Origin of the sequence: Rubellimicrobium thermophilum DSM 16684, assembly GCF_000442315.1 — a bacterium.
In the GTDB taxonomy this organism is placed as follows: Bacteria; Pseudomonadota; Alphaproteobacteria; order Rhodobacterales; family Rhodobacteraceae; genus Rubellimicrobium; species Rubellimicrobium thermophilum.
Genome location: NZ_KE557322.1, coordinates 360,562 through 378,841, shown reverse-complemented (window position 1 = coordinate 378,841; position 18,280 = coordinate 360,562). Strand labels below are relative to the sequence as shown.

Here is an 18,280-nt window from a genome sequence, read left to right as displayed (position 1 = left end):
GCCGTCGTCGGATCGGGAAGCACAACAGGCCGTCACGGCGGCGCGCGCGGCTGGCCCGGACGTATGGGAGGAGTGGCCAACCCTGTGGGGTGGCCCTCCCATACGTAGTATGGGGGTTTGACACCTAACTGTTCCGGGGAGGACAAGTGGCTGAAATCATTGCGGAATAAGACTTCATGAAGTCTTCGGGCATGAGTCAGGGACCTGACTCTTATTTTCCCGTAACCCGTTGATTTCATTGAGTGCACAGTTGGCGCTGTCATATGAGTCAGGCCTCACTCATATGAGTGAGGTCGTCCTCCAGCCCCTCCGGATAGACCCAGACGGCGGGGTTTTCGACCTGCAGGCAGAGCCCGGATTGGGGGCACTTGAAGTGGCTGGGCAGGACCGGACGGGCGGTTGTGGTGACCTCGCCGGTGTCCGGATCGACCTCCTCGACAGGCGCGCCGAACTGCATGCCCTCGACGCAGAGGTAGCCGAACCGCGACCTGGTGACGGGGAAGCCGAACCCCGAGGGGTCGCGCAGGAACTTCACGAACCCCTTGGTCGCCAGCACGCTGAGGCGCTCGCGGATCGTGTGCTTGCTGCCCAGACCGCCCCGGTTCTCGAAGGTCTCGGCGAACTGCATGGCGGTGTAGAGGCGCTCGCTCGCCGCCTCATCCAGCAGCATGCCGAGAATGACGTCGTGCTTGCGCAGCCGCTCGGCATCGAGTTTGGCGCCGACCTCCTTGCGCACCAGGCGCTCGTTCAGCGGGTTCAACTCGACCCATTCGCCCTTCACCTTGTCGATCAGCTTCCCTGGCAGCGCGGGGCCGTTCCTCAGTTCGATCTCCAGCTTGCGGACGGTGCTGTCCTCGTCGGGCCGGTGCATGAGCAGCCCCGAGGTGTAGAAGCCGCGCAGCGCGCTGGCGCCGGAGAGCGCGAGGAATGGGTCGTCCTTGACCTGGTGCTTGCTGGCCTTGCGGGTGTGGTGGGCGAGGATGACGCCCGCGTCCGGATTGACCGCCTCGCGCAGGAGCTCCACGCGGTCCTTCAGGAAGAACATCATGGCGGTGTTGTCGTTCTCGCCGCCGCCCTCGGGTCCGCCATCGAAAAGGTTCCGGATCGGGTCGATGACGATGATGTCGGGCGGCTCGTCGGGGAATGCGGCCCGGATCGCCTCGGCCACACGAGCGACGCCCTCCGCGTCGAGCAGCAGCTTCAGTTTCGGGGTGGCCACGAAGGTGTCGCGCGCGGCGGCGATCACGGCGGCGGGCAGCGCGATCTGCTGCATGCGCTCGCGCAGGTAGTGATACTGGATCTCGGCCTGCAGATAGAACACGCGCAGCGGCCGGGGCGGCGTGAAGCCGAGGAACGGCTCGCCAGCGGCCATGTGTACGAGCCAGGAGATCAGGAAGTCGCTCTTGCCGACCTTGGGCGCACCGCCCAGCACCAGGAGACCGCCCGGCGTCAGCACGCGGGGGCCGATGATGTCCTCGGGCATGGGGCTCGTGTCGTCGAGCAGCGCGCCGAGGCTGAAGGTCGGCAGCGGGCTGGCCGGGGCATCGACGTGGGCTGCGCGCAGGAGCGGCGGACCGTTGCGCTTTACATGCAGCGCCCAGAGGCGTTCGGACTCGGCCATCAGCCGATCAAGCGGCCAGGACGGGCGCAGCATGGCGGCGTTGTAGCCGCAGATCGCTTCCCAGCCCGCGAACGGGTCAAGGCGTCCCTCGTGTACAAGGCGGACGTAGTGGCCGATCGCGGCGCTGGCCCCCTGGAACCGGGACCAGTCGTCAACCGCGCCTTCGCGCACCGGCGTGGTGAGCACCGCGTCGATGCCGGGCTTTGCGGATGGCGCGGCATGATCGCTGGCGAAGCCCACGCCGGGCAGCGGCGGCATCTCGGCGACCCGTTCAGCGAAATCCGTAAGGTCCACCTCGACGTCGCGATGTTCGCGGATCTGCACGAGGCGTTGATGACCGTGCTTGTGATAGACGGTGCCAGGCACCCGGATCGGCTGGTGCGCCGACCGAAAATGCGTGTCGCCGCCGACCTTCAGGGCAATCTCGCCGCGCAAGCGGCAGAGGGTGGCCAGATCCTCGCCCTCGGCGGGTTCGGTCAGTTGCCACCAGACATGGAGCTTCGCGGCGCCCTCCGGCGTGCGCCCGCCGCTTTCGATGATGAGCGTGGGCGCGCCGAGGTGGCGGGTGACATGGTCCAGCTTGGCCGGGATGTCGCCCGCATCGAGATCGACGACGATGGCCTGCATCTGCAGCACATCGGCGGCGCGGGCCTGCCCCTGCTCGGCGACCGTGCCGGGGATGACATAGACGGCGGCGCCCTCGCGGTTCGCCCACGCGGCGAAGGTCGCGAGCTTCTCGGTCGCGGTCTCGTCGGCCGGGATCCAGATGTTGTGGGGCTTGCCGTCCCGGCCCTGACCCTTGTCGACGAAGCCGCGCAGCGGGATCAGCCCCTCGCACCAGCTGAACACCGTGTCGAGAAAGAGGACGATCTGCTCGGGGTCGGGGTCGCAGCCGAAGGGGTTCTCGGACGGCGGCCCGTCGTTGAAGTCCATCCACGGGTTGAAATGCAGGATGCCGTCATCGCTCATGCCGGCAGCCTCCAGCAGCGCGCGGACCACGGGCAGAAGCGGCATTCGAAGAAGTCGGGCGTGGTGGCGACGCGCGGCAGAAGCTCGCCCGCATCGGTCGCCTTCAGGATCCGCACGCCCCGGTCGGACATGCGCTGCGCGAGATCGGCGTCGAAAGGCACCAGTTCATGGTGCATCTCGGCCGTGTCCTTGTTGATCGCGGTGAACACGGCGGGCGCGGCCGAGATGCCGGGGACCGTCCCCTCCATGTAGGCCTGGTAGACCGCGATCTGGGCGGCATAGACCGGCTTCGATTTGGTCACACCGTCCTTGACGCAGGCGCGCCAGTTCTTGGCGTTCATCGTCTTGCATTCCCACAGTGCGGGAACGGCCAGACCGAAGCCTTCGGGCCCGGCCGCGACGATGCCGTCGACATGACCGCGGATGCGTCCGCCCGCGACGGAGAAGCCGAACTGGCCGCCATCTGGCCGGTTGCCCTTGCGGGTGTAGAGGTCGAAGCCCGCGCCGCGCAGCCAGGCGACGGCCAGATCCTCGAGCGCGTGACCGATGGCGAAGATGCGCAGCGACTGGCCGCTGAAGTCCTGGCCCTCGTCCTTCGGCGTCGCCGTGAACTCGAACTGCAGCGCCCGCTCGCAGGCATGGCCGAGGCGCGAGCCGCCGAGATAGTCGCGGGGCGGCCGCATCGCCTGATCGGCGGTCAGCGCCCGATCGACCGCGGCGTTGACCCGCTCTGCGAAACTCGGCCGGTGATTGTAATCGAGGGTCAAAACGGAACCTCCGGCGTCTGCGCCCGGGCGATGTCGGACATGGCCTCGCGGAAGCCCTCGACGGCTTCCTCGATCAGCGCGCGCACCTGCGCCTCGGTCAGATCGGAAAGCGGGGTGGCCCAGCCGATCTCCTCCATCAGCAGCGCCACGCGCTTCATGGTGGCGGTGATCGCGGCGCGCTCTTCCTCGGTCAGGTCAACCATGGTGAAACGCTCCCGCGCCAAGCGCGTCCAGAAGGACTGGCAGGGCATCGAGCAGAACCAGACCGATGGCCGGGGCCGCTTCGACCGGTGCGGATCGAACCAGCCAAAACCACGGGTGGGTTGCCGGCAGACAGAACAAAGCGTCCCACGCGGATGCCAGAGTCGCCGCCGGTCTTCGGCCGTGATGGGGGTTGAGGGTGCCATGGGTCATGCCGCCCTCCGTTCGGGCCGGGCGGCTGCGTCGATCAGCTGGCGGATGGCCCGCTTGTTGAAGCCGAAGGTCATCAGCGCGGAGGCGCGGTACCGCGTCAGGCCGAAGTCATAGCGGCACTCGGCCGGCAGGTATTGCAGCTGCTTTTCGGTCGGCGGCTGGCGCAGCCAGGAGCGGGTCTTGAAGGCGCTTTCGTCGGTCTCGTGCGTGTTCAGCCAGTCATCAGCCTGCGCGAGGCAGACGGTGCGCTCGCCGACGCCCAACAGGTGGGGGCGCTCGCCCTTCGCCCCGCCGATGGCATACCAGACCCCGTCCAGCCAGAAGATGCCGCCCCAGGCTGCGAAGCCCGTGGCTATCAGCGCGTCGTCCGTGCCGTAGAGGTCGACCCACGCGAAGCTGGACCGCTTCAGCAGGTCGATCTCCGTCATCATGAAGCCCGAGAGCGGCGCGGCACCGCCGCCTTCACCGGCCTCTTCGTCCTCCCGCGGGAAAACCTCGCCGCAGAGCGGGCATTCGGTGGCGGCCAGCGGAATATCGGCGCCGCAGCCGGGGCAGGATTTCGTTGGGGCTTCTCCAGCCTCGGTCTTGCCGTCCAGATCGACATCCTGCTCCAATGTGCCGTGGATGAGGCTCGAGGTGCCGAAGTCGAGGACAATGCAGTCGGTCTTCACGATGCCGGGGTGTTCCTCGGGATCGACGGTGCGCAGGCCGCGCCCGACCATCTGGATCATCGTGGACTTGTAGGAACTGGGCCGCAGCAGCACGACGCAGGAGGTAGGCGGGTGGTCCCAGCCCTCGGTCAGCACCGCCACGTTGACCACGACGCGGATGCCGCCCGCCGCGTAGTCGGCGAGGATCGCCTTGCGGGTCTCGGCCGCCAGATCGCCGTGGATCAGCGCGGCGGGAACGCCAGCTGCCCTGAAGGCGTCGGTGACATGCTCGGCGTGCGCGACGGTGGAGCAGAACACCACGGTCTGGCGGTCGCCTGCCTTCTCCTTCCAGTGGCGGATCACCTCGTCGGTGACGGGGGCGCGGTCCATGATGCCCGCCACTTCCGCCATGTCGAAATCCGACATGGTCTTGCGGACAGAACGCAGCTCGTCCTGGACACCGACATCGATGACAAAGGTGTGCGGCGGCACGAGATGGCCCGAGGCGATCAGCTCGCCCAGCCGCACCTGATCGGCGACATTGTCGAAGACCTCGCGCAGGCCCTTCCTGTCGCCCCGGTTCGGCGTCGCCGTGACCCCGAAGATCCGGGCGTCGGGATTGGCCTCGCGCACCCGGTCGATGATGCGGCGGTAGCTGTCGGCGACGGCGTGATGCGCCTCGTCGACGACCAGCAGGTCGAGGCGCGGCATGTCAGCGAGGTTCGAGGCCCGCGCCAGCGTCGGCACCATCGCGAAGGCGACCTGGCCGTTCCAGGACTTCTCCGTCGAGTCGATGACCGAGGTGGCGACGCCCGGCACCACGCGCTGGAACTTGGCGCGGTTCTGCGCCGTCAGCTCGTCACGGTGGGCGAGCACGCAGGCCTTCGCGCCGTCGCCGATCATCTCGCCGGTGACCGCCGAGAGCATGATGGTCTTGCCCGCACCGGTGGGCGCCACGCCCAGCGTGTTGCCGCGGGAAGCGAGCGCAGCCACGCTGCGCTCGACGAAGGTCTTCTGGCGGGGGCGCAGGCGCATGGCCGATCCCCCCCTTACTGCGCCCAGCTCGGCCGACCGGCGGCGCCGGGGGCGGACGCGGGCGGGCTGGGCTGAGTGGTCGTGTTGGGCTGCTGCGGGGCGTGGCCCTGCGCCGGGGCGGCGGTGAACTGCGGCGCGACCGCGCCCATCAGCGCGGCGTAATCGCGATGATCGGGGGTGACCGCGGCGCGGATCTCGTTCTTGTCCTCGCCGTTGGTGTCGGTGCCGATGTCGATACGGGCGATGAACTCGACGCCGTCGAGATCGCCGAACCCGTTGATGCGGCGGCGGGCCTGCGCCTCGGGCGAGTTGTCCTTGTCGGACACGCCGCGCGCCGAGTTGAGGATGCCGCGTATCAGGCCACGCCCCATGTTCGCCCAGTCCGGGCCCTTCGGGCTGTAGAGGCCGATCAGCGACCAGACCTTGCGCCGGGCATAGGGCCCCTCGAGCACCGTGTATTCGGCGTCGAGATAGACAGCGCCCGTGGCGGCGCGGCGCGCCCAGCCACCGGTCCAGCCCTGCGAGGCGTCGTCGAAACCGCCCGGGCGGAGCGTCAGGCGCACCTTGGCGAGGGTGCCTTTCGGGATCACTTTGGTGTTGGATTGCGCGGAGTTGAAGTCGTTCCAGGGTCCGGACATTGCGCGGCTCCTTTCAGTTGGAGGATGGGACGCGCAGCGGCGTCAGAAGGGGAAAGCCACCCCGGCGACCGGATCGGGACACCGGGCATGGCGAGAGGCGCTCAGCCATGGCCGGGCTCCTCAGCGGGGGCGGGATCGGCCGGGGTCACGGGCGGCCAAGTCAGGCGTTCGGAGGCAGGCGCCGCGGGGCGCTGGATCTTCTCCATCAGCCGGCCGAGATGCGGGGCCTCGACCCTGTCGAGGCGGCCCGAGCGGTCCTTTGCCGGAAAGCCCCAAGGGTTCAGCGTCTGGCAGACGAAGGCACGCTGCGGCTGGCCGCCGGGGTCCGGGATATCGGCCATGGTGATGACCTGATCCACGATCCCGGGCAGCTCGAGCCCGGTCTTCGAGCCGTCGATCTGCGGCTGGAAGACCTTCCGATTGAAGTCGTCGAGCCGCTCGTCGAGGATGCCCACGAACCAGACATGCTTGCCGCGCGTGTGCTGCAGGTGGGTCAGCCACGCGATCATCTCGCGGCCATGCAGCCCGTAGGCGCCGCGGATGTCGGGCTTGCCGGTCTTCTCGGAGAACGCCTCGGGCTGGCCGCGGCACCATTGGAAGCAGAGCCGCCCAGCCACGGTGATGCTGTCGATGAAGACGGTCTCGTATCTCCCGATCACCGCCGGATCGCCGTAGCGCCCGCAGACCTCGTCGAAATGCGCCTGACTGTAGGGCTGGTCCTCGCGCAGCGCCGGGTTCGGCCCGCCGATGAACACCGCGAAATCGCGGCATTCCTTCCAGGTGCGGGGCCGGAGCGTGTCGATCTCCAGCCCCTCGACCGCCAGATCCCCGGCCTCGAGATCGAGGAAGAGCGTGGTCGAGGCGTTCAGCGTCCAGAGCAGGCTGGTCTTGCCGATGCCGGACCGGCCGAAGATGACGCCCTTGATGCCCTTGCGCTGTGCGAGCCGTTCGTCGGCGCCGATGATGGGAAGGGCCATCACTGGCCCTCCTTCTTCATCACCGCCGTGGCGGCGCAATCGGCGCCGATGCACCCCGCCTCGCGGGCGAGCTTGTAGAGCCGCTTCAGCGCATCGGCGCGGCGGTAGGCGGTCGTGCTCTCGCGCTCAGCCTCCACGATCGCGAAGGCGATCTCGTCGACGGTCGCCTCGACGACCGGCAGCGGCTCGCGCGGCTCGTCACCCGCGCGCTGCGGGAAGGCGATGGTTTCGGGGAGGTCTTCGAGCGCGTAGCTCGCCTTGCGAAGACGGGTGATGTCGTCCGGCTGGTACGGCATGGCGGTTCTCCGTGGGATGAGGTGATCGAGAAGGCGCATCACGCGGCCTCGCGGACGTCGGGCGCGGGCTCGGCGACGTAGATCGCCAAGAGCGGCGTCCCGTCGGCATGGGCGCCGGCGTCCTCGATCTGATAGTTGCGGTTGGGCTCGCAGACCTCGGTCAGCTCCCAGCGGCGATAGAGCCCCGGAAGACGCCTGAAATCCTCGAGCGACAGATCGGCAGTGCGGTTCATGCGTGTCTGCTTTCGGTTGGAGGGAAGGCGCTCGGGGCGCTCGGATGGGAAAAGCCACCGGCGGGACCGGATCGGGACATCGGCTCAGGGGATTTCCTCGAGGGCGTCGTGCAGCCGGCGCATCGCGCGCTGGTACCGCTTGCGGGCGGCGGCCTCGGTCAGCCCCAGTTCAGCTCCCGCCTCGGCTTGGGAAAAACCCTCGATCGCCACGCGGATCACCAGCACGGCGTCGTCGCCGAGCAGCTTCCGCACGGCGCCGTTCAGCCGGGCGTACCCATCCGCGCCGATTCCGCTGTCGCCGCTGTCCGCCACCTCGTCGGGGTCGGCGCCGCTGGCTAGATGTTCGCGCGCCGTGTCGCGCTGGCGCACGCGGACCATGTCGCGCTCTACGTTGCGGAGCACCGTGGCCGCGATCCAGTTGACGCGCCCGAGGTCGAGGCCGCGGATCGCCTCAGTAGTGCGCGCCAGCACGTCGGACGCGACCTCGTCAGCGGTGCCGAGCCTGCGCCAGAGCGACCGGCGCCGGATGGCGTCGAGGCCGGGCCAGAGCGCCAGCAACAGCATTGTCAGGGCGCTGTCGGACGTGGGCCCGTCGCCCTGCGCTGCCCTGACGAGAGCGGCGAGGATCAGGTTCTTCTGGCCCTGATCGCCGGGGGTGCGGTGCAGCCCGTCCAGCAGGGCCGCCGGATCCCGGAACGCTGCAAGGGCGGCCTGTTCACGCCGGACGGCGTCGAAACTGCGCTGGAAGTGAAGGTTGGAGGATGAATGCATGAGGTGATCACGGATCTCGTGCCACGCGAAGGACATTGGACGCCTGCCTTGCGGCCAGGCGTCCGGCGCCTTCTCGTGGCCAGGTCAGGACGTCGCGCGTCTCTGCGATTTCAGGGGGTTGGTGAATGCGCGCGTCAGCGCGCGGGTGCGGTCGCGTGGTTCAGCGTGCCGCAGCCGCGGCAGGTGGCCTGAATCGGGAAGCCCACGAGATACTCGTGCCCCCGCGCGAAGCGCAGGTGCATGCGGCCGTCCCGGCAGACGCCGAGCAGCTTGTCACAGCGCGTGCAGCGCCATTCCGAGTTGTGGGTGGTGGGCTTGGTCTTCGCGGCGCCGGACCAGCTCGTCTGGGCTGCCTGGCGCGGGGGGAAGGGAGTCGGCATGGAAGTGCTCCTCTATGTGGAGCCCTTCCAGTAATCAGCGGTTTGTTAGACCGTCTCCCGCCGCATGTTAGACCGCTGTTAGACGGTCGCTTCCTCGGTTGGCTCGGCCACGGCTTCGGTTGGCTGCTCAGTGAGTAGCAGTCGCCAATATCCGTTCTTCGCACCCTTGCCGATATAGACGTCCCGGATGCTGTCCCAGGTCTCCTTCCGGAACGCCTGCTGGGGGCTTCTGGACTCGAAGCCTTCCATCAGCGCCTTTACCTGAACGTCGGGACTGCCTTTCGCGGCTGCGACCACCAGGCGCTCGAAGATTGTAAGTTGATCGTTCCCAGCGAGGTGAAGCGGCTCCCTGCCAGGAATGAACAGCGTGCCGGACTGCTTGCCTGTCCGAACCACCCGCGGCGACACGCCCCCGCGTGCGAGTGAAAGACCGTCTCGGTACGCGAGTTCTATTCCGTCGCGCGCGAACAGCATTTCCTCGCCCGCCGACGCGAGATGGGACAGCAGCGGCATGACGATGTTGGGCCCAAGATGTGACGGCATCTCCTCGCTCGCGGCGAAGATGATGCCCACCCCAGCGGTGTCCCGCGCGCGCAACATCAGATCCAGTCTCTGCGCCGCTTTCGGATCATTGAGCCGCCGGGCGAAATAGACGGGCACATCTGCCTCATCGATCTGGATCGCGCCGACAAGGGTCAGGTCCGGGTCCAGGATCTGGGCCGCCCGCTTGCTCAGCAGCGGCTTCATCAGGCGCATGAGCGTCTCGTGAAGCCACTGAGCGTTGACAGCGAACATCTCGACATCCGACGCGGGGCGCTTGCCGACGTCTTCGCCGAAAGGGCCGACAGCCTGGACCATGCCCTCGGTCGCCGACGGCTTGACGGCGCCTTCCCCGTCGACGTCGTCGTCCTCGATGAGAACCACATCCTGACGGTCGCGGCGCTCGAGCAGGCCGCCTTCGATCAGACGCTTCGGGTCAAGCCCGAGTTCCAGCAGAAAACTTCCGCTGACCTCGTCCTCGATACGGTCGTGGAGTTGAACAAGCTGGGGGAATATCGCGCGAAGGTCATCATGCGCGATTTGCCTGAACGCGCTCAGGATTCCCCATTCCTTGAGCAGCGCGAAGCCGAGGCTGCGTTCCTCCGGATCGGGCTTGCTCTGCAGGTTGCAGCTCTTCGTGCCCGCAATCGTGATATTGAGCGTCCGCTGCTTCTCATCGCCGATCAAGTTGTAGGCCACCGCGATGGTGATCCGGCTGAACGCTTCGGCGCGCCGAAAGATGTTCCGCGCCCCGAGATATCGGTCGGCAACCTCCTGGATGTCATCGTCGACTGTCACCTTGAGCTGAAGCTTGCGGCGCCAGGTTCCCAGCCGGATCTCGGCTTCGATGACGCGCGCGAACTCGAACGCATACCCTTCGATCTCAGGGGGCTGCAGGAGAAGCGAAGAGCGGAAGCGCGAGAGATTATAGCGCTTCCAGGTCAGCGGCTTCTGGGAGATGTCGTGACCGAGCGCAACTTCGGCGAAGGAGTCGCTAACCGTCTGGCGCACCACGGGGCTGTCCGCGCAAACCTCGATCTGCCGCATCGAGGGCGTGTAGATCAGCGTCGCCTCGTTCGGCGGGCGGTAGTAGATGGTTCCCCGCCGTCCGTCTTGCCGGTGATCGTAGACGCTCGAAAGCGGGCCACCATGCCGGACGATCAGCATGATGGACGCAGGGTGCGTATCGGTGGCAGGCAGATCGAGCGCCTTGACCGTGCAGGATATCTCGGGCTTCAGCTCGAGCATGCCCTTTATCTTGGACGCCAGCGCCTTTTCGTCGATGGCCGCCGCGTCGAGGGCTACCTGGTTCTCCAGTTCGACCTCGAAGGCGTCGTAGAGCTTGCCGTGGTCGCGGAACTGTCGGGCGAAGTGAAAGCTCTCCGCATCCTCGAAGGCTTCGCGTTCATGGAGATATGCCCAGATGCTTCTGCAGAGCTCATCTGGCTGCCGGTGAAACTCCTGCGACCGTGTCACATCGAGTTGTTGCTCGACAATGGTGGTGAGCGAGGTGACGCCCTTTTTCTCGGCGAGGGCCCGGATCCTTCGTGATCGCTGCTCCGCAGGTCGCAGGTCATCGCGGTCGAAATCCGACAGCGTCTCGACTAGTGCTTGCCGAAACGCCTCGACCGCTTCTTCGTCGGCGAGGTCGGGAACGTCCTCGGGCAGCTTGAATTCCGGCTCATTGTCGCCCTCGCGCACGGCAAGGGCAGCTCGGGCGAGGTCGACGCGCGCATCCTCGATCAGCGCCAGAACATGCGGACCGATCGGGGATGCTTTGCGCGCCATGAACTCACCTCAATGAACTACTGCTCTCGATTGATTCAACCTGCGATAATCATGGACAAATCCGTGATCGGCAAGCCCTGATGTTCTCTCCCTGTTCGCATTTCCGCATCCCGTTCCGCTGAGATGTCCCACCTCGGACGGCTGGGTGGCTTTTGATCGGTAACGACACCACCGAGCATAGCCACCGAGACATGAAACGCCCCAATCCGCTGCCGCCCGACTTGATGACGCCCGCCGAACGCCGCACTGAGCTGTGCGGCCTGCTGGCGCTCGGGCTTTTTCGGTTGCGGATGCGTGATGAGGGCGAAGTATCTGAAGACACCGGAGAACGTTGCCTACACTTGTCCAGCGACCGATGCCGTCATGCAACCCCGAACCCAACGGAGACCGCATGACGACTCACGACCTCATCCCCGCGCGCCTGGCCGCGCTGAAGACTACGCCGACGCCCGACCTGAAGAAGCAGTGGCGCGAGTTGTTCGACAGCGAACCGCCGCCGTTCAACCGGCGCTACCTTGAATCCCGCCTGGCCTACCGCATCCAGGAACTCAGCCTTGGCGGGCTGAAGCCGGAAACCATCCGGCGGCTGGAACGGCTGGGCGAGGAACTGGACGGTGGCGACCGGAAGAAAAGCCGCATCCGCGCCGACACCATGCCCATCACCGGCACGCGGCTGATCCGCGAGTGGCAGGGCGTCGAGCACGTCGTCACCGTCACCGCGGACGGCTTCGAATGGCAGGGTCGGCCCTACAAGTCGCTCTCGGCCATCGCGCGGGCCATCACCGGCACGCGCTGGAACGGGTGGGTCTTCTTCGGCTTGCGCAGCCGGAGGGCGCGGACATGACCAAGCCGCCGGAGAAATCGAAGTTCGTCCGCAAGCTACGCTGTGCGGTCTACACCCGGAAATCCTCCGAGGAAGGGCTGGAGCAGGAATTCAACTCGCTCCACGCCCAGCGGGAGGCCTGCGAGGCGTACATCGCCAGCCAGCGGTCCGAGGGCTGGGTGCTGGTCCGCGATCAGTACGACGACGGGGGGATCTCCGGCGGCACGTTGGAGCGCCCCGGACTGAAACGGCTGATGGCCGACATCGACGACGGTCTGGTGGACGTGGTGGTCGTGTACAAGATCGACCGCCTCAGCCGCTCGCTGGCCGACTTCGCCAAGCTTGTCGAGGTGTTCGACCGGAACGGCGTGACGTTCGTCTCGGTGACGCAAAGCTTCAACACGACCACGTCGATGGGGCGGCTGACGCTGAACATCCTGCTCTCTTTCGCCCAGTTCGAGCGCGAGGTGACGGCCGAGCGCATCCGCGACAAGGTCGCGGCCTCTCGCAAGAAGGGCATGTGGATGGGCGGGGTGCCGCCCTACGGCTACCGCGTCGAGAACCGCAAGCTCGTGGTCGACGAGGAACGCGCCGGGCATGTCCGCTGGATCTTTACCCGCTTCCTCGAGATCGGCTCGGGCACGGAACTGGCGCGCGAGGTCGCCAAGCGCGGCATCCGCACGCCCAAGGGCAACCGGATCGACAAGAAGTATCTCTACCGAATGCTGAACAACCGCGCCTATGTCGGCGAGGCGGTCCACAAGGGGCAGAGCTACCCCGGCGAGCACAAAGCAATCATCGACCGCGAGACATGGGACCGCGTCCATGCGATCCTGAAAGAAAGCCCGCGCAAACGTGCCGCCCGCACCCGCGCCGAGACGCCGGCATTATTGAAAGGGCTGCTTTACGGCCCCGATGGCGCGGCGTTCTCGCCCAGCCACACCCGGAAAGGCGGCAAGCTCTACCGCTACTATGTCAGCCAGACGGTTTTGAAGCATGGCGCCGGGTCGTGCCCCATCGGCCGCATTCCGGCAGGCGAGATCGAGGCTGCCGTCATCGACCAGCTTCGTGCCGTGTTCCGCCAGCCCGAGATTGTGGCGGGGACATGGAAGGCGGCACGCGCCCATGCCGACGACATCACCGAGGCCGACGCCCGCGCGGCCCTCCAACAACTTGACCCGCTGTGGGACGAGCTCTTCCCTGCCGAGCAGGCACGCATCGTGGCACTTCTGGTCGAGCGCGTCGACATCGGCACCGATGGGCTCAACGTCGCCCTGCGTGTCGACGGGCTCGGCGGCCTCGCCCGCGAGATGCTGGCCGGTGGCATCGAGGCTGCCGCATGACCCGCGGGGCTCCGATTCCGGAGACCATGACTCTCCACGTCCCGTTCCGCATCGTGAAGCGGGGCGGACGGAAAGAGATGCAGTTGCCAGAAGGCGCGGCGCACTCGCCACGGACCGACAACACGCTGGTCAAGGCGCTGGCGCGCGCGTTCCGCTGGAAACGGATGCTGGAGTCGGGTGAGTTCGCTACCATCGCCGAACTGGCCGAACGGGAGGGCATCGCGCCTTCCTACATGACCCGCGTCCTGCGGCTCACGCTGCTCGCGCCTGACATTGTTGAGGCGATCCTGGACGGGAAGCAGGGGCCGGAGGTGACTCTGGCGCAGGTGCTGGAGCCGTTCCCGCTCACATGGCAGCATCAGGCGCTGCATTTTTCTCTGTAGGTCGAAAACTGCACTTCGGAGGATTGACTCGAGGGACGGGCTCGCCTAGACCTCTGTAAATCGTCTTACAGAGAATTCATTCATGCGACTCGCGGAGCTTTCTGACATTCACTCCGGCTACACGGCGCGCGGAAGGCTCGATCCGCTGTCGGAGGGTGGTGTGCCGGCCTTGCAGCTGCGTGACGTCGGAACAATCGGCGAAGCGCCAGGCCCGGACTTCCAGAGGTACGACCTCGACAAGCTCTCCGACCGATACTTCGTCCGTGGCGGCGAGGTCGTCTTTCGCTCGCGCGGGGAGCCGAACGCCGCGGCGGCCATTCCGGATCCGCTGCCGGAGCCCGTCGTGGTCATCGTCCCGTTGGTGATCATTCGTCCCGACAGGGATCGAGTTCACCCCGAATACTTGGCGTGGGCCATCAACCAGCCCGACGCGCAGCGCAGGCTTGGCGCCGAAGCGCAGGGCACAAGCCTCAGGATGATCCCGATGGCGGTCCTCGAGAACCTCGAGATTGCCGTGCCCGACCTGCAGACGCAGAGACGTATCGTCGAACTCGACGCCCTCTCACGGCAGGAGGGCCAACTGCTCCGTCGCCTCGCCGCACTCCGGGGACAACTCGTAAGCGCCATTCTCGGCGAAGCTGCAAATGCTGCCGACCAGAAGGAAATTGCCTGATGAACGACAAAATCACTCAAAGCGAGGTCAATAACGCAGCTTGGGCTGCCTGCGACACCTTCCGGGGCGCCGTCGATCCTGCTCAATACAAGGACTACATCCTCGTGATGTTGTTCCTGAAGTACATTTCGGACCTCTGGAACGACCATCTCGAGACCTACCGCAAGCAGTATGGCGACGACGAAGCCCGCATTCGCCGCCGCCTCGAGCGCGAACGTTTCATCCTGCCCGAGGGCGCCAGCTTCTACGACCTCTACGCCCAGCGAAACGAGGCCAACATCGGCGAGCTGATCAACATCGCGCTGGAGAAGATCGAGGACGCGAACCGCGCCAAGCTCGAGGGCGTCTTCCGCAACATCGACTTCAACTCCGAGGCCAATCTCGGCCGCCCGAAGGATCGCAACCGCCGCCTGAAGAACCTTCTCGAGGACTTCGCCAAGCCTGCGCTCGACCTGGCACCGTCGCGGGTGACCGAGGACATCATCGGCGAGTGCTACATCTATCTGATCTCGCGCTTTGCCTCCGACGCCGGGAAGAAGGCGGGTGAGTTCTACACGCCCGCGGCCGTCTCGCGCCTGCTCGCCAAACTGGCGGCGCCGCAGCCCGGCAACACGATCTGCGACCCCGCCTGCGGCTCCGGCTCTCTGCTGATCCAGGCCGCGCAGGAGGTGGGATCCGAGAACTTCGCCCTCTACGGGCAGGAGGTGAACGGGGCGACCTGGGCGCTGGCCCGCATGAACATGTTCCTGCACGCCAGGGACGCCGCCCGCATCGAATGGTGCGACACGCTCAACAGCCCGGCGCTGGTCGAAGGCGACCACCTGATGCGCTTCGACGTGGTGCTGGCCAACCCGCCCTTCAGCCTAGACAAATGGGGGGCCGAGAATGCCGCAACCGACCCCTGGGGCCGCTTCTGGCGCGGCGTGCCGCCCCGGTCCAAGGGCGATTATGCCTTCATCACCCACATGATCGAGATCGCCAGGCGCCAGTCCGGCCGGGTGGCGGTGATCGTGCCGCATGGCGTGCTGTTCCGGGGCGGCGCCGAGGGACGCATCCGGCAGAAGCTCATCGAGGAAAACCTGCTCGATGCCGTCATCGGCCTGCCTGCGGGCCTGTTCACCACCACGGGGATCCCGGTCGCCATCCTGATCTTCGACCGCTCGCGCGAGGAAGGCGGCGCGAACGCGGATCGGCGCGACGTGCTGTTCATCGACGCGAGCCGCGAGTTCAGCCCCGGCAAGACCCAGAACGTGATGGACGAGGCGCATGTCGCCAAGGTGCTGGAGACCTACCGCAGCCGCGCCGAGGTCGTGCGCTATTCGCACCGGGCAAGCCCGGAAGAGATCGCCGAAAACGGCTACAACCTCAACATCCCCCGCTACGTCGACACCTTCGAGCCCGAGGAAGAGATCGACGTCGCCGCCGTGCAGAAGGACATCCTGCGGATCGAGGCCGAGCTGGCCGAGGTGCGGGCAAAGATGGCCGGGTATCTGAAGGAGCTGGGCGTCGATGCTTAAGGCAGCAGAAGAATGCTCGCCCGAGCGAGGGGGATACAAAGAAACCAAGATCGGCCTCCTCCCGACGGGCTGGGACGTCGTGAGCTTGGAGCAGATCACCGAGCCCAGTGCGCCAATTCGCTACGGTGTCGTGCAGATCGGGCCAGACATGCCGGGTGGAGTTCCCATCGTGCCGATCAAGCACATTCGGCGCATCGGAGACGTCGTACTCCATCGTGCGTCGCCAAAGATCGAAGGCCAATACAAGGGCAGCCGCGTCCAAGGCGGCGATGTCCTGCTGTCGGTCAAGGGCACGATCGGCGAGGTTGGTGTCGTACCTGACGGCTTCGAAGGGAACATCGCACGCGAGATCGCGCGGATTCGCCCAAAGCCTTGCTGCGACGCGCAGTTCCTCTCACTGCAAATCCAAGCACCACAGACCCAGAGACGTATAGACAACCTCGTAGTGGGCTCGACGCGCCTCGAGTTTTCGATCCACGCCGTCCGGGACTTCATGGTGGCGCTCCCCCCACTTTCCGAACAGCGCAAGATCGCCGAGATCCTGCGGACCTGGGACGAGGCGCTCAAAAAGCTCACCGCCCTCCGCGCGGCAAAGAAGGATCGTTTCACGGGCCTGACGCAGCAGATCATGGGGCGCGGCGGGGTGTTCCCTGATCGGTGGCCACTCAAGCCACTGTCTGCGGTTGCCTCTCCGATCCGGCGGACGAGCGCAGGCGACAACCATCCCGTCATGACGATCTCGGCGAAGTCCGGCTTCCTCATGCAGTCCGACAAGTTCGCACGCGACATGGCGGGCCAGAGCGTCGAACGCTACACCCTGCTGCACGAGGGCGAGTTTGCCTACAACAAGGGCAACTCCAAGACCGCCCCCTACGGCTGTGTCTTCCGCCTCGACCGGCCGACTGCACTGGTTCCCTTCGTCTACTTCTGCTTCGCCCTGAAGCCGGGTCTCGATCCCGAGTTCTATGAGCATCTCTTTTCCGCCGGCGCGCTGAACCACCAGCTCTCGCGCCTGATCAACTCGGGCGTCCGGAATGACGGTCTGCTCAACCTCTATTCCGAAGATTTCTACAGCTGCCGTGTGCCGATACCGCCGATCGACGAGCAACGGAAAATCGCGCGGGCCCTGACGGCCGCAAAACAGGAATTGGCCTTGATTGATGACGAGGTCGAAGCCCTGACCCGCCAGAAACGCGGGTTGATGCAGAAGCTACTGACGGGCGAATGGAGGGTCAGCCCTTGAAGTTCGAGGTCTACTGCGACGAGACGCTGCCGGATCTGTTCACCTCCGGAAAGCCACAGGGCCGATACCTGATGATCGGCAGCCTGTGGCTGCCCGCCGACCTGCGCGAGGACGTCAAGGCGCGGATCTCCGATCTGCGCCGGCGCCACGATGTTCATGGAGAGATGAAGTGGCGGAAGGTCTCGCCGTCGAAGGTGGCCTTCTACACCGATCTCGTGGATCTGTTCATGAGCTTCGGTCTCGATCTCCGGTTCCGCTGCATTGCGGTGGACCGCCAGGCCATGAACCTTGACCTGCACAATGGAGACGCCGAACTCGGCTTCTACAAGTTCTACTATCAGGTCCTGCACCACTGGATACTGGACCAGAATGAATACACGGTCTTCTGTGACCTGAAGCGCAACCGCGACCGCACACGCCTTCACACGCTCCGGCGCGTCCTGAACAACGCCAATCGCACCTCGATCATCCGGGATGTGCAGTCGCTGCCTTCGCCCGAAGTCGTCCTACTGCAACTCTGCGATGTGCTTCTCGGGGCGGTCTCCGCCCGGATCAATGAGCGGACCGATCTTGGTGCGGCGAAGGAAGGTGTCATCGCCCACCTGGAACGGCGGCTGAACCGTCCCCGCCTCGGCCCTACCCATAAGTCGGAAGAGAAGTTCAACATCTTCAAGATCCGGCTGGGAGGTGGCTGGTGACGATCCCGCTGCTGAAGCTGGCCGACCAGGTCGCCTACCGTGCCCATTACGAGCAGACGCTCTGCCGCGGCGGGATCGTCACGCACGACGGTATCCGCGTCTTCTTCCGAAAGCAGGAGTTCGACCACGCCTTCTTCGAAAGTTCAGGGCGGCGTGGAGAAAACGATGTGTTTTCCCTTGAGCGCGCGATGCGCATGGACTGGATCGCACCTGCACTTGCCGATCCGCATGCGCGGCGGCTGCAAGGGTGGTTGAAGAAGGAGCAACGGCACGACCCAACGCGGCGCGTGACCGTATTCATCGACGGTTTTCTCGTGATCATCGCACTGCGATTGGGGAACGACGGGCAACTGCGCGCTCAGTTCGTGACCTGCTATCCGGCTGACGCCAGGACACAGACCAAACTGGCCAACGCCCCGTTCTGGACGCTGGAGGACTGTCTCAATGCACTGCGATGAAGGTAGTGGGACGCTGATTCGCTATGCTGGCTCAGCGTCCAAGGCCTCGACAGATTCACGGCC

19 protein-coding genes are annotated in these 18,280 nt (G+C 66.0%); 8 read left to right on the top strand and 11 right to left on the bottom strand.

Features of this window, described 5'->3' with window-relative positions:
* Positions 1–268: 268 nt before the first annotated feature.
* The 11 genes from RUTHE_RS11505 to RUTHE_RS11455 all read right to left on the bottom strand — a co-directional run bounded on the left by RUTHE_RS11505 (position 269) and on the right by RUTHE_RS11455 (position 11,079).
* Positions 269–2,635, bottom strand: a complete 2,367-nt coding sequence (locus tag RUTHE_RS11505; RefSeq protein WP_040645733.1) for an AAA family ATPase — start codon at positions 2,633–2,635, stop codon at positions 269–271.
* Complete coding sequence (locus tag RUTHE_RS11500) at positions 2,587–3,357, bottom strand: PD-(D/E)XK nuclease family protein (protein ID WP_021098593.1); 771 nt, start codon at positions 3,355–3,357, stop codon at positions 2,587–2,589. Before RUTHE_RS11500 ends, RUTHE_RS11505 begins: the two co-directional genes overlap by 49 nt.
* Positions 3,354–3,560: a DUF6511 domain-containing protein gene (locus RUTHE_RS11495; protein WP_021098592.1), complete on the bottom strand. Its 207-nt coding sequence runs from the start codon at positions 3,558–3,560 to the stop codon at positions 3,354–3,356. Before RUTHE_RS11495 ends, RUTHE_RS11500 begins: the two co-directional genes overlap by 4 nt.
* Positions 3,561–3,767: 207 nt before the next feature.
* The gene (locus tag RUTHE_RS11490; RefSeq protein WP_021098590.1) at positions 3,768–5,456 is read right to left on the bottom strand and encodes a DEAD/DEAH box helicase; all 1,689 of its coding nucleotides are present in this window, start codon (positions 5,454–5,456) and stop codon (positions 3,768–3,770) included.
* 14 nt (positions 5,457–5,470) lie between these two features.
* Positions 5,471–6,094, bottom strand: coding sequence for a hypothetical protein (locus RUTHE_RS11485; RefSeq protein ID WP_021098589.1), 624 nt, complete (start codon positions 6,092–6,094; stop codon positions 5,471–5,473).
* A 101-nt stretch (positions 6,095–6,195) separates the two neighbouring features.
* Positions 6,196–7,071 (bottom strand): ATP-binding protein, encoded by an 876-nt coding sequence (locus RUTHE_RS11480; protein ID WP_021098588.1) that lies wholly within the window; start codon positions 7,069–7,071, stop codon positions 6,196–6,198.
* On the bottom strand, positions 7,071–7,367 hold the full coding sequence (locus RUTHE_RS11475) for a hypothetical protein (protein ID WP_021098587.1): 297 nt from the start codon (positions 7,365–7,367) through the stop codon (positions 7,071–7,073). The genes RUTHE_RS11480 and RUTHE_RS11475 overlap by 1 nt, the downstream gene beginning before the upstream one ends.
* 38 nt (positions 7,368–7,405) lie before the next feature.
* Positions 7,406–7,600: a hypothetical protein gene (locus RUTHE_RS11470; RefSeq protein ID WP_018303655.1), complete on the bottom strand. Its 195-nt coding sequence runs from the start codon at positions 7,598–7,600 to the stop codon at positions 7,406–7,408.
* Between the two features lie 84 nt (positions 7,601–7,684).
* A complete protein-coding gene (locus RUTHE_RS11465) occupies positions 7,685–8,407 on the bottom strand; it encodes an RNA polymerase sigma factor (RefSeq protein ID WP_021098586.1) in 723 nt (240 codons plus the stop codon).
* Positions 8,408–8,505: 98 nt separating this feature from the next.
* The gene (locus RUTHE_RS11460; protein ID WP_021098585.1) at positions 8,506–8,751 is read right to left on the bottom strand and encodes a hypothetical protein; all 246 of its coding nucleotides are present in this window, start codon (positions 8,749–8,751) and stop codon (positions 8,506–8,508) included.
* Positions 8,752–8,829: 78 nt separating this feature from the next.
* On the bottom strand, positions 8,830–11,079 hold the full coding sequence (locus RUTHE_RS11455) for a hypothetical protein (protein WP_021098584.1): 2,250 nt from the start codon (positions 11,077–11,079) through the stop codon (positions 8,830–8,832).
* Positions 11,080–11,470: 391 nt separating this feature from the next.
* On the opposite strand from RUTHE_RS11455, the gene RUTHE_RS11450 reads away from it, so the two are divergent.
* From RUTHE_RS11450 to RUTHE_RS11415, 8 genes are all read left to right on the top strand, one after another.
* Entirely contained in the window at positions 11,471–11,923 is a 453-nt protein-coding gene (locus tag RUTHE_RS11450) for a DUF2924 domain-containing protein (protein WP_021098583.1), read from the top strand.
* Entirely contained in the window at positions 11,920–13,245 is a 1,326-nt protein-coding gene (locus tag RUTHE_RS11445; RefSeq protein ID WP_021098582.1) for a recombinase family protein, read from the top strand. Before RUTHE_RS11450 ends, RUTHE_RS11445 begins: the two co-directional genes overlap by 4 nt.
* Positions 13,242–13,628, top strand: a complete 387-nt coding sequence (locus RUTHE_RS11440; RefSeq protein ID WP_021098581.1) for a hypothetical protein — start codon at positions 13,242–13,244, stop codon at positions 13,626–13,628. Before RUTHE_RS11445 ends, RUTHE_RS11440 begins: the two co-directional genes overlap by 4 nt.
* An 82-nt stretch (positions 13,629–13,710) precedes the next feature.
* Positions 13,711–14,301: a restriction endonuclease subunit S domain-containing protein gene (locus RUTHE_RS11435; RefSeq protein WP_021098580.1), complete on the top strand. Its 591-nt coding sequence runs from the start codon at positions 13,711–13,713 to the stop codon at positions 14,299–14,301.
* The gene (locus RUTHE_RS11430) at positions 14,301–15,818 is read left to right on the top strand and encodes a type I restriction-modification system subunit M (RefSeq protein WP_021098579.1); all 1,518 of its coding nucleotides are present in this window, start codon (positions 14,301–14,303) and stop codon (positions 15,816–15,818) included. The genes RUTHE_RS11435 and RUTHE_RS11430 overlap by 1 nt, the downstream gene beginning before the upstream one ends.
* Positions 15,811–17,061 (top strand): restriction endonuclease subunit S, encoded by a 1,251-nt coding sequence (locus RUTHE_RS16135; RefSeq protein WP_021098578.1) that lies wholly within the window; start codon positions 15,811–15,813, stop codon positions 17,059–17,061. The genes RUTHE_RS11430 and RUTHE_RS16135 overlap by 8 nt, the downstream gene beginning before the upstream one ends.
* Entirely contained in the window at positions 17,058–17,759 is a 702-nt protein-coding gene (locus tag RUTHE_RS11420; RefSeq protein WP_021098577.1) for a DUF3800 domain-containing protein, read from the top strand. The genes RUTHE_RS16135 and RUTHE_RS11420 overlap by 4 nt, the downstream gene beginning before the upstream one ends.
* Positions 17,756–18,217: a hypothetical protein gene (locus RUTHE_RS11415; RefSeq protein WP_021098576.1), complete on the top strand. Its 462-nt coding sequence runs from the start codon at positions 17,756–17,758 to the stop codon at positions 18,215–18,217. The genes RUTHE_RS11420 and RUTHE_RS11415 overlap by 4 nt, the downstream gene beginning before the upstream one ends.
* Positions 18,218–18,280: the final 63 nt, after the last annotated feature.

Coding starts and splice junctions, on each gene's coding strand:
- RUTHE_RS11440 (WP_021098581.1), top strand. CDS start 13,242: ATGACCCGCGGGGCTCCGATTCCGGAGACCATGACTCTCCACGTCCCG.
- RUTHE_RS11450 (WP_021098583.1), top strand. CDS start 11,471: ATGACGACTCACGACCTCATCCCCGCGCGCCTGGCCGCGCTGAAGACT.
- RUTHE_RS11460 (WP_021098585.1), bottom strand. CDS start 8,751: ATGCCGACTCCCTTCCCCCCGCGCCAGGCAGCCCAGACGAGCTGGTCC.
- RUTHE_RS11505 (WP_040645733.1), bottom strand. CDS start 2,635: ATGCCGCTTCTGCCCGTGGTCCGCGCGCTGCTGGAGGCTGCCGGCATG.
- RUTHE_RS11455 (WP_021098584.1), bottom strand. CDS start 11,079: ATGGCGCGCAAAGCATCCCCGATCGGTCCGCATGTTCTGGCGCTGATC.
- RUTHE_RS11485 (WP_021098589.1), bottom strand. CDS start 6,094: ATGTCCGGACCCTGGAACGACTTCAACTCCGCGCAATCCAACACCAAA.
- RUTHE_RS11470 (WP_018303655.1), bottom strand. CDS start 7,600: ATGAACCGCACTGCCGATCTGTCGCTCGAGGATTTCAGGCGTCTTCCG.
- RUTHE_RS11445 (WP_021098582.1), top strand. CDS start 11,920: ATGACCAAGCCGCCGGAGAAATCGAAGTTCGTCCGCAAGCTACGCTGT.
- RUTHE_RS11495 (WP_021098592.1), bottom strand. CDS start 3,560: ATGGTTGACCTGACCGAGGAAGAGCGCGCCGCGATCACCGCCACCATG.
- RUTHE_RS16135 (WP_021098578.1), top strand. CDS start 15,811: ATGCTTAAGGCAGCAGAAGAATGCTCGCCCGAGCGAGGGGGATACAAA.
- RUTHE_RS11465 (WP_021098586.1), bottom strand. CDS start 8,407: ATGTCCTTCGCGTGGCACGAGATCCGTGATCACCTCATGCATTCATCC.
- RUTHE_RS11480 (WP_021098588.1), bottom strand. CDS start 7,071: ATGGCCCTTCCCATCATCGGCGCCGACGAACGGCTCGCACAGCGCAAG.
- RUTHE_RS11475 (WP_021098587.1), bottom strand. CDS start 7,367: ATGCCGTACCAGCCGGACGACATCACCCGTCTTCGCAAGGCGAGCTAC.
- RUTHE_RS11435 (WP_021098580.1), top strand. CDS start 13,711: ATGCGACTCGCGGAGCTTTCTGACATTCACTCCGGCTACACGGCGCGC.
- RUTHE_RS11490 (WP_021098590.1), bottom strand. CDS start 5,456: ATGCGCCTGCGCCCCCGCCAGAAGACCTTCGTCGAGCGCAGCGTGGCT.
- RUTHE_RS11430 (WP_021098579.1), top strand. CDS start 14,301: ATGAACGACAAAATCACTCAAAGCGAGGTCAATAACGCAGCTTGGGCT.